The sequence below is a fragment of the Spirulina sp. 06S082 genome, assembly GCF_034932145.1.
In the GTDB taxonomy this organism is placed as follows: Bacteria; Cyanobacteriota; Cyanobacteriia; order Cyanobacteriales; family Spirulinaceae; genus CCY15215.
Genome location: NZ_JAYGHV010000427.1, coordinates 1 through 9,368, shown reverse-complemented (window position 1 = coordinate 9,368; position 9,368 = coordinate 1). Strand labels below are relative to the sequence as shown.

Below are 9,368 nucleotides of genomic sequence, written 5' to 3'. Positions count from 1 at the left end.
TCTTTTTCTGTAAGCAGATTCTCAATCAATCGTGCCTGTTGCTCCAGCATTGCCTGACTTTGCGCTCGTTCATGGGGATTAGATAAATCCCCACGTAACGCAACATATACTGTGTCTAGTTCTACAGGGTGATATTTTCTTCTAGGCAGACTTGGCAGCTCTAGCTCGCGATTATGCTCAACTAACCAACTTAAATATCTATCTAATAGCTCCTCTTCTAATGCTTCAGTTTTTGGCAACTCTTGGGTCTCAGACACGATCTGTTTGTAAATGTGCTGATTCTGAATTTGAGTTACCTTTAAATCATGCCCAGCTATTCCCGCAATTTGAATATTCTCAAGGAGGGCATCTGAGATATTCAAACTCTGTTCAGGTTCTTGTTGAGGATGTTCCTTCATTCCCTTAATTCTCTTATACAAAGAAACTTGCAGCTACACCCAACCAAGGAAGGAGTTTCGTGATAATAGGCTGAACTTTCTGCCAGAGATCTGTTCCTGCTTCGACCGTTTCTCCAGCCTCCTTAAGAACTTTAGTTGCTCTTTGCAAGCTCTTAGCAGCAAAATCCTTATCCGGCTCTTCTTCCTGCACCTCCTCTTTAGCCGTTTCTAAGTGCTTAATTGCTTTGACTGTTTTCTCTTCTTTTAGGCTCTGTACCAAGATTTTTGATTTTTGGGGTTTGCTGCTCGCTCTTTTTTAAACTTTACGCTACATATGGTGTTACTGCGTAAGTTCTGTACAAGTACGACCCCATTGGTCGCCCAATTGAAATCCGCTATAACGAGAACCATGACATCACCAACACCTATGACAAAGCGGGAAATCACCGAACAGAAACCTATTATGAAGAAGGGACGCAATGGAGCAATAGTTACGACGAGTTAGGGAATCTAATTAGCTTCATCGATCGCAATAACCAAGTCACGCAATACGAGTATTATGATGACGGTCAATTGAAGGCTGTTATAGATGCCAAGAAAGGGCGCACGGAGTACCAATACGATGAAGACGATCGCTTGAAAAGTGTCACAGATGCTCTGAATCAAACCACGACTTACGAATATAACGATCCTTTCGGTCGCATTACCAAAATAACCCTACTCGATACAAGTAAATCAAGCACCTATACTTACAATGATGCAGAAGATTCAGTAACGGTAAAAGACTTTAACGGCGATGAAATTAAATATTTCTACAATGATGAAACAGGCAAAGTACTTCGTAAAGAATTTCTCGCTTCAGGAACATCGGTAACTTTCAATTATGATGATACGACCCGAACTGAAACCGTAATCAGCGATCGCGGTACGACGATTTATAAATATGATGAATTGGGACGATTGATTTCTCGGAAAGACCCAGAAGGTCTCTATATCGATGGAGATGGAGCGAGTATCGAATACGTTTACGATGGAAATCAATTAACCGTTAAAACTCCCAATCAAACCATCGTTTACGAGTATAACGATAATGGCACGCTCAAATTGGTGACGACTCCAGAAGGGATGACAGAATATCGCTACGAAGAAGGGCGGTTAGTGAAGACAATATTTCCCAATGATACGGCAGAAGTGATTATTTATGATGAGTTGGGACGCATTGATATTATCAAGACCGTAAAGATAGAGCCGACAACAGAAGCAGAATTGGAAGTGTTAGCGAGTTACGATTACAAAGTCGATGCTGTGGGAAATCGAGAGGAAGTTATAGATCATCAGGGTCGCAAAGTAGAATACGAGTATGATGAGTTAAATCGGGTAACAGAGGAAAAAATTACCAATCCTTTTGATGCGAGTGAAGATGGTCGCACTGTTACCTATACCTACGATGCAGTGGGGAATCGATTGTCTAAAGATGATTCTCTTGTTGGGTTGACAACTTATGTTTACGAGAACAATCTTTTGGTTCAAGAAACTCAGGGCGATCGGGAAACGATTTACGATTATGACAACAATGGAAACTTGACTTCTCGCTTGGCAAATAATACAGAAGAAACGATTTATACATGGGATGATGAAAATCGCCTCGTTGGAGTAGAAACACCGGATGGAGATATGATTAGTTATGCCTATGATGAAAATAATATTCGAGTGAGTTCGATGGTTAATGGAGTTAAAACGAATTATGTAATTGATGCCAATCGCCCTTATGCTCAAGTTTTAGAGGAGCATAAGGAAGGACGGTTAGATGCAAGTTATGCGTATGGATTGGATTTAATTTCTCAGCAGCGAGGAGGAGAAAATTATTTCTATCATGTGGATGGTTTGGGAAGTACGAGGGCTTTAAGTAATGAAGGTGGCAATCTGACGGATACTTATACTTATGATGCTTACGGGACTTTGATAAATTCGAGTGGGACGACGGTTAATTCTTATCTCTTTGCTGGAGAACAGTACGATCCCAATCTAGACCAATATTATTTAAGGCAACGCTATTACGACCCAAAAGTAGGACGATTTACGAGAAGGGATACTTATGAAGGAAGGTTGGATGAACCTGTCACTTTGCATAAATATCTCTACGCAAATGCTAATCCTGTTAATGTGATCGATCCATCTGGTTTATTTTCACTAAATAGTGTTCTAAGTCGTACCATTATTCTTGGTATTTTATCTTCTCTGGCTCTCGAAACGGGTCGTGCAGTGATCGCTCCAGATCCAGCACAAGCTCCCAACATTGGTGAAAGTCCTTCCGATCCTTTAGCAAGGACTCGTCTGATTTATGACTCGGCAACATTGACATTAGCTGTCGTGGGTGGTGTGATAGTTGGGCTACGACTCATTCAAAGCAAGGGCATATCATTTCTCAAATTTTTTAGTGGGGTAGCAGATGATTCGTTGCGATACCTTTCTCCCGGACCCGGAGCAGCTACGAAGGGATCAATTTTCAAAGGAGTATGGATAAAACGTTCAACATTTCAGAGTTTAGAAAGAAGGGCTGGAACTGGAGCCAAAAAGAAATTTATCCAAGCCCTTCGGAATGGACTTGTAGACTCGAAAAAAAATAAGCAAGGAATTAAAATTCTTGCTAAAGCTCATAATGGCTATACTCACGAATTGAAAATCAATAATAGTGCTGGACGTATTTTGGGTAAAATTAACGAACACGGTATACTTGTTTTTGATGAATTTCTGCCACAAGGATTACATTGAAAATGAACCATATATCGCATAACCCAAATTTAGATGATTTCTTGCCAGATAGTCAGATTCAGAGTGACTTGCTATATATTCTTTGGGAACAAACTTCTCCCGAAGAAATCGTAGATGCACTTCCACCGGGAACTCTTGAGATAGACGATAAATATATTGAAATACCATCTAATGTTAAACTAGAAGTTATAGCCAAGAGCTATAGACAACATAACTATGAGAGTGGTTTTGGAGATCACTACGCAGCTTTGATAGCCATTGGTGGAGTTGTAAGTATGACAGCAGGTATTCCCCATCCCAAATATTGTTATGCAACATTATTTTATTCTTCTGAAAAGTATCTCATCACTTCCGATTTTCACTCTGAGATGCGCTAGTTCAAGACTCGAACTGACACAATGAGACGATTTCAATGTTTTTTGGCTTCAATCGACGCAAAAAAGTAGAACAAGTATTGCAGCGTAATTCTCTGTCTGATGCAGAGTTTATAGCTCGGATTGAATTACTGGAACTACCGTCTGAATTGATCGCACCTACAATTCGAGCGTATCGCTCAATGCTAGGGGAGCTTTATGGAATTCCGCCTGAGAAAATATATCCTAATGATAGCTTCCGAGAATTCAGTTGTCTTCAAACACGAGATTGGGGTATTCTAGAACTTATCTTCTTGATAGAAGATATTTTAAAGATTGATATTTATGAGGAAAAAGTACCTGACTTGACTATGACAATGAATATGGGAGAGTGGATAAAACGGCTACTCCTGAATATTTTTTCTGAGTAGAGCCGAGTGTAGGACGATTTACGAGAAGGGATACTTATGAAGGAAGGTTGGATGAACCTGTCACTTTGCATAAATATCTCTACGCAAATGCTAATCCTGTTAATTATATCGATCCGAGTGGGTTATTTACTTTGGCTGAAGTTGCCGCAGCACGACAGATTCGCAATACGCTGGCGACTGTACAATTTGATAGCTACAGTTATCTTATCTCGGCGACTATCAATCGAGGAGATTATGGCCTTAAAGATTTTCTGACCGATCTTGCCTTTGGAGCGGCTTTTGCAACAATTCCTATTGTTGTGCCAGCAGTTGTAGGACAAGTAGCAAAGCTGACAACTAAGCAAAAACAAATTAAAAAAATTCATAGGGCTGCAAAAATTCTTTATAATCTCGAAGTTGATGATTATGTTAATAGAAACCTTGTAAGAAGTTTGGCTGAATTAATATCAGACGATCCTTTTGTTCAAAGCGCTTATTCAAGACTTCAGGAACTTGACATTAATGTTAATCTTGACTTTATTAACGTACCTAGGGAAAAGAACGGCAATCCTATATTTGGATTAACATATGGAAGTAATTCACCCGGAAGTTTTATAGCTATTGATATTTATGTTCAACATCATAATTTGAACCCTGAACTGATTGCATCAACACTAATACATGAGGCTACACATGCTCAAAGATTTGCAGAAGGTTTTCCTATGGGAAATAAATATGAAGAATACCGAGCATTTATTAGTGAGTGGGTATATGTCAACAGAAAACAACCAACTGTAGAAGATTTGAAGAAAATATGGAACACAGTTCTTAGAGATTACGCTACTTTACCCCTTGGAGAAAAAGCACCTTTTTGAAAAAGAGGAAAAATTCAGAAATTATGTTAAGTTAATAATAGTTTTGACAACCGTCCACTTTGGAAAAGTTACTCTTTAGGTATCGATAATGAATACATTCGTTTATGATGGAAGTTCAAAAGACTTACAAAAGGCAATAGATTTAAGTACCAAAGGAGAAAAGGTATTATGTCATAAATGTGGCGCAGAGCTTTTAATCATTGCTAGTGTGGAAGAAGAAGCTAAGTATGGTAAAAGCAGTGGTATCTATTGTCCAACCGATCCATCTCATATTCAAATACATTTTACTTTAGGTTCACGTAGAATAAGATTTTGGAAAGAGTTTGCTCCTCATCTGTTAGAAAAATTAGAGCCCCAATCTCCATCAACAGATAATGAAAAAAATCAATAACCCTTTGGGAGTAAATCATGAATACATTTGTCTATGATGGGAATCATAAAGACACACAGAAAGTTATCAATTTAAGTGTAAAAGGAGAAAAAGTATTATGCTACAAATGTGGTGCCGAACTCCTCATTATTCTTAGTAAGAAAGAGAAACAAAAATATAAGAAACCAAGTGGGATTTATTGCCCAGTTGATGAGTCTCATATACGTCAATGGATTGCTTCAGCAGAGGATCGGATAGATTTTCGGAAGCTATTTGGCCCTCCTGCATGGGAAAAAGATGATGATGAAAAAAAATAAAGGAGCATTCAGGAGAAATAAATGAATTCTTTTGTATTTGACGGAGATCCAAAAGATGTACAAAAAATTCTCGAACTTAATGCAGAAGGAAAAGAAGTTTTGTGCCACAAATGTGGTGCTAAACTGTTAATTATAGCTGGTATAAAAGGAGAAGAAAAATATGGCAGAGCCAGTGGAGTTTATTGTTCAACTGATGAAACTCATATTCAAATGTGGTTTACATTAGCAGGACGTAGACAAGAATTTTGGAGAAGGGTTGAACGTCGCATGCAAGAAGCAAAAGAGAAAGAAAAATTAGATTCTCAATCTCCATCAACAGATAATGAAAAAAATAAATAATACTTTGGGAGTAAATCATGAATACATTTGTCTATGATGGTAACAATGAAGACATACAAAAAGTTATCAATTTGAATTCTGAAGGAAAAAAAGTCCTCTGCTATAAATGTGGTGCGGAACTTTTAATCATTAGCAATATGGAAGATGAAAAAAAATATAGAAAGAAAAGTGGAATTTATTGCACAGCCGATGAATCCCATATCAAAATATGGTTTGCTTTATCACAGCCTCGAAGAGAATTTTGGAGGAAATTTGCACCCCATTTTGTAGAGGATATCCAACCATTAGGTGATGAATAAGAATAAATAATTCACCGATTCAAAAATGAAATGAGGAGGCAATTTAAAAGAAGCTGTCGCTTTAATCCCTGCAACCGTTTTCTCGGCATCCTTAGCACTGAGGAGTTGAGAGAAACTGGCCGAAATCCATCGATCCATTTTCAGGGGGTGGCCATCGGGACGATAAACGGAATGGGCGAGGCGATGGACGAAATCAGGCAGTTGAATGAAGGCGTAAACCATTGCCAGATCGGGATACTGACTGAACTTGGCAAGCTGTACCAATCCTTTAGCCATCATTTCCCCGGCATTCTTGAAAAATTCATTGCTTTTGCCCTGTTCCGAATCGGCATTATTGGCAATGACCCGCCCGATTTGTCCCGCCATGACTGCATCTTGGGGGTCTCGCATAAAATCTAGAGGATTGATAACCCCACTATAAGGTTCTCCAGGCGCTAAAACGCTCACCTCGTAACCGTAGCGGGCGGCAAGAGGGGCGTGCAACTTCATCTGGTCTCCCTTTTTATCGTAAATTACTGTACTAAATCCCTGCTGAAACGAACTTTCGATGAGGCGATCGATAACGCTAAACGTTTTCCCCGATCCCGGTGCGCCAATGACCAAAATGCCTCGTTCGGCATTGGGAAACCACAAACTCGGAGATGCCCCCAACAGCGTTTGCAGCCGTGCGATCGCACTTTTGAAGGATTTGCCCAACCAATAGTTGGGCGTACCGCTCCATAAAGTAACGGGCTGGCATTTTTTCTGCCTCATTTGTTGGAGAGCAAGATTCGTAGCTTTGAGGCGATCGCCCGTCCCCACCAAGCGCCCTGATGTGAGCTTGCCCTTGCGATCGGTCATTTTAGAGAGGAGCAGCAAGAAGAGAAATATTCCCAGCATTCCCAACCCTTCTACGGTTAAAAATTGTCCCATCAATCCACGAATGTCAATGTTAATTAAAGGACGATTTTCAGAGGTCGGCGTTTGGGCGAAAAAGACAGTTTTATTCATCGGTTATACCATTTATATAAAGTAACAAAAGACTGAGTTAAATTGAGCGATTGATGTGTTTTAATGGTAGAGTTTTGACCATCTAGCTACTTTCGGAAATTGGTATTATTAGCGTAACTTTACCGTTCCAGAAAGCAGGAAAAATATCTTTTAGAGCTTTCTGTAGGGGGCTATCGCCTTGCAGACTGGGATATTGCAATAACATGGAAATGGTTAGAACTACAAAGCAGCGATCGTTCCCAATCGATTCCGAACTTCTCGATCCCAAGTACAATGAAACCCGCAAACCTTCTCTCCCTTACGGCATTGTTATCAATGGCAAACCCGCAGGCATTTTGATTCCTCTCGATCAATTGCTCAAAGCTGAATGGAAAGCGATACCGCCGGAAGAAGAGTTAACGACAGTCGAACTGACTGAAGAAGTGACGGGCTTATTTCTGGAGAGAATTCGCGTCCTCGTCCTCGCTTTCGTCCCCGAATACGTGCGCTGGAAGGATATCGAAAAAAATAACGAACGTGCGGGAACGTTTATCGGATTGTACGAAGATTGCCGTCACAATCTCGACAAGAAAACTCAAGAAGTTTGCTCGGAACACGCCTTAGTCTTTTTGAATCCCAAAAACCAGCCCTTGCATAAAGTCCCCATCGTCGTGCGCTTTAAGAATGTTTCCCTCTGGTCGTTTAAATCAGCCAGAGAAGAATACTATCGCGCCTTAGAGAAAACCTTTGCCGACTACTGCAAGGTGGAATATAGTGGCAAAAGCGATCGATGGCGCTCTTTGGGAGTCCTCGAAGTGGAATTTAGAGCCATTAAGGAAGGCGAAGGCAAGAACAAATCTTGGTGCTGTAAAACCCATGCCATTACGCCTCCATCATTAGAGAACTTGGCAAAGCTCTTTTTAGGGACACCGAAGCGAAAGCAGTTGGTTTGGGGATTCCACTGTTATTCTACTTCTTTATGTTTGCGGGTCGCTACATTTATGGGATGCTTGATATTAGGGTTTGAGATACAACAATCAACAATCAATGAAATTAGAGGCTATCGCCCATGGGGCCAAATTCTTTACTCCAGCAGACTTTCCTACACATTTGGCAGAGGCTCTGTATCGAGTTGCTCAAACTGATGCGAAGATTTACCATTTGTCTGAAGATGGAACTGAGGTGGTACAATCCTATCGCAACCTGTGGGATGATGCAACGGGCATCGCTCGGGGGCTTCAATTAGCAGGAGTCGCAACCGGTACTTTGGCGATTTTGCAATTGTCACAAAATACCGATTTGCTGGCGGTCTTATGGGGTTGCATCTTGAACGGTTGCGTTCCCGTACCTTTCACACCTTCACCGGGATTAAATCCTACTGCTCCCCTATTTTCAGCCCTTGAATTGCTCGAAAACCCGATCGTTCTCGCAGACGATCGCTTGAGTCCCGCGATCGCTCGAGAGCTAGAGAGAAAACAAAGCGATCGCCAGTCGGGATTATTTTCATCAGCGATCGCGTTACTCACCCTTGAAGAATTGCGAAATAAGGGATTGCGATCGCCAGAAACATTTCCCCAAGACCCACCACCGCGCCCCAACCCTGACGATCTTGCCTTACTCCTCTTAACCTCGGGGAGCACGGGAACGCCAAAAGGGATCGAGTTGACCCATCAGAACGTGCAGGTGAGTGCCTGCGGGATGGCTACAAAAAACCACTTAGGCGCGAATGATATTACCTTGAATTGGATGCCTTTAGCACACGTTGCTAGTTTGGTGATGTTTCACATTACAGAGATTTATCTGGGGTGTTCACAGATTCAGGTTGCGAAGGAACTCATCCTGAAAAATCCCTTGACTTGGCTCGATCTCATCGATCGCTATCGGGTAACAGCAACTTGGGCACCTAACTTTGCCTATGGATTGGTGAGCGATCGCGTTGAAGCCGCCCAAAATTCTCCCTATTCTTGGGATTTATCCTGTCTCCGGTGGATGGGAAATGGCGCAGAAGCAGTTGTAGGCAAAACAACACGGCGCTTTTTACAACAGTTGATTCCCTACGGACTGAAACCAACGGCAGTCAGTCCGGGTTATGGAATGTCAGAGACTTGTTCGGGGATCGTTCACTCCCATCGCTTTTCCCTAGATTCCAGTCAAGACGAAGATAGTTTTGTTGAGGTGGGAACGCCGATCACTGGGGTCTCCCTTCGCATTGTTGATGAGGAGGATGGCATCCTCTCGGAAGGCACTGTCGGACGGTTGCAAGTCAAAGGATTGACTGTGATGGCGG

General features: G+C 41.4%; 13 protein-coding genes. 10 read left to right on the top strand and 3 right to left on the bottom strand.

What is annotated here, in order from left to right:
* A partial coding sequence (locus VB714_RS25910; RefSeq protein ID WP_323228084.1) for a hypothetical protein occupies positions 1-398 on the bottom strand: 398 nt, incomplete at its 3' end.
* 13 nt (positions 399-411) lie between these two features.
* Positions 412-657, bottom strand: a complete 246-nt coding sequence (locus tag VB714_RS25905; RefSeq protein ID WP_323228082.1) for a hypothetical protein — start codon at positions 655-657, stop codon at positions 412-414.
* A 293-nt stretch (positions 658-950) separates the two neighbouring features.
* Between VB714_RS25905 and VB714_RS25900 the strand changes: the two genes are divergently transcribed.
* The 8 genes from VB714_RS25900 (at position 951) to VB714_RS25865 (ending at position 6,112) form a co-directional block, all read left to right on the top strand.
* A complete protein-coding gene (locus VB714_RS25900) occupies positions 951-3,149 on the top strand; it encodes an RHS repeat domain-containing protein (RefSeq protein WP_416309800.1) in 2,199 nt (732 codons plus the stop codon).
* Between the two features lie 2 nt (positions 3,150-3,151).
* Positions 3,152-3,526 (top strand): hypothetical protein, encoded by a 375-nt coding sequence (locus tag VB714_RS25895; protein ID WP_323228079.1) that lies wholly within the window; start codon positions 3,152-3,154, stop codon positions 3,524-3,526.
* A 35-nt stretch (positions 3,527-3,561) separates the two neighbouring features.
* Positions 3,562-3,933, top strand: coding sequence for a hypothetical protein (locus tag VB714_RS25890; RefSeq protein ID WP_323228077.1), 372 nt, complete (start codon positions 3,562-3,564; stop codon positions 3,931-3,933).
* A 47-nt stretch (positions 3,934-3,980) separates the two neighbouring features.
* Positions 3,981-4,787, top strand: a complete 807-nt coding sequence (locus tag VB714_RS25885) for a hypothetical protein (protein ID WP_323228076.1) — start codon at positions 3,981-3,983, stop codon at positions 4,785-4,787.
* 88 nt (positions 4,788-4,875) lie between these two features.
* Entirely contained in the window at positions 4,876-5,178 is a 303-nt protein-coding gene (locus VB714_RS25880) for a hypothetical protein (RefSeq protein WP_323228073.1), read from the top strand.
* A 17-nt stretch (positions 5,179-5,195) separates the two neighbouring features.
* Positions 5,196-5,474, top strand: a complete 279-nt coding sequence (locus VB714_RS25875) for a hypothetical protein (RefSeq protein WP_323228071.1) — start codon at positions 5,196-5,198, stop codon at positions 5,472-5,474.
* A gap of 21 nt (positions 5,475-5,495) precedes the next feature.
* On the top strand, positions 5,496-5,813 hold the full coding sequence (locus tag VB714_RS25870; RefSeq protein ID WP_323228069.1) for a hypothetical protein: 318 nt from the start codon (positions 5,496-5,498) through the stop codon (positions 5,811-5,813).
* Positions 5,814-5,830: 17 nt separating this feature from the next.
* Positions 5,831-6,112, top strand: a complete 282-nt coding sequence (locus VB714_RS25865) for a hypothetical protein (RefSeq protein WP_323228067.1) — start codon at positions 5,831-5,833, stop codon at positions 6,110-6,112.
* Here VB714_RS25865 and VB714_RS25860 read toward each other — a convergent pair.
* The gene (locus VB714_RS25860; protein WP_323228065.1) at positions 6,098-7,102 is read right to left on the bottom strand and encodes a type IV secretory system conjugative DNA transfer family protein; all 1,005 of its coding nucleotides are present in this window, start codon (positions 7,100-7,102) and stop codon (positions 6,098-6,100) included. The genes VB714_RS25865 and VB714_RS25860 overlap by 15 nt on opposite strands.
* Before the next feature lie 209 nt (positions 7,103-7,311).
* On the opposite strand from VB714_RS25860, the gene VB714_RS25855 reads away from it, so the two are divergent.
* Together VB714_RS25855 and VB714_RS25850 are read left to right on the top strand one after the other, a co-directional pair.
* Positions 7,312-8,226, top strand: coding sequence for a DUF5895 domain-containing protein (locus VB714_RS25855; protein WP_323228063.1), 915 nt, complete (start codon positions 7,312-7,314; stop codon positions 8,224-8,226).
* Positions 8,129-9,368, top strand: a 1,240-nt coding sequence (locus tag VB714_RS25850) for an AMP-binding protein (protein ID WP_323228061.1), incomplete at its 3' end; no start/stop codon positions are given. The genes VB714_RS25855 and VB714_RS25850, both read left to right, overlap by 98 nt.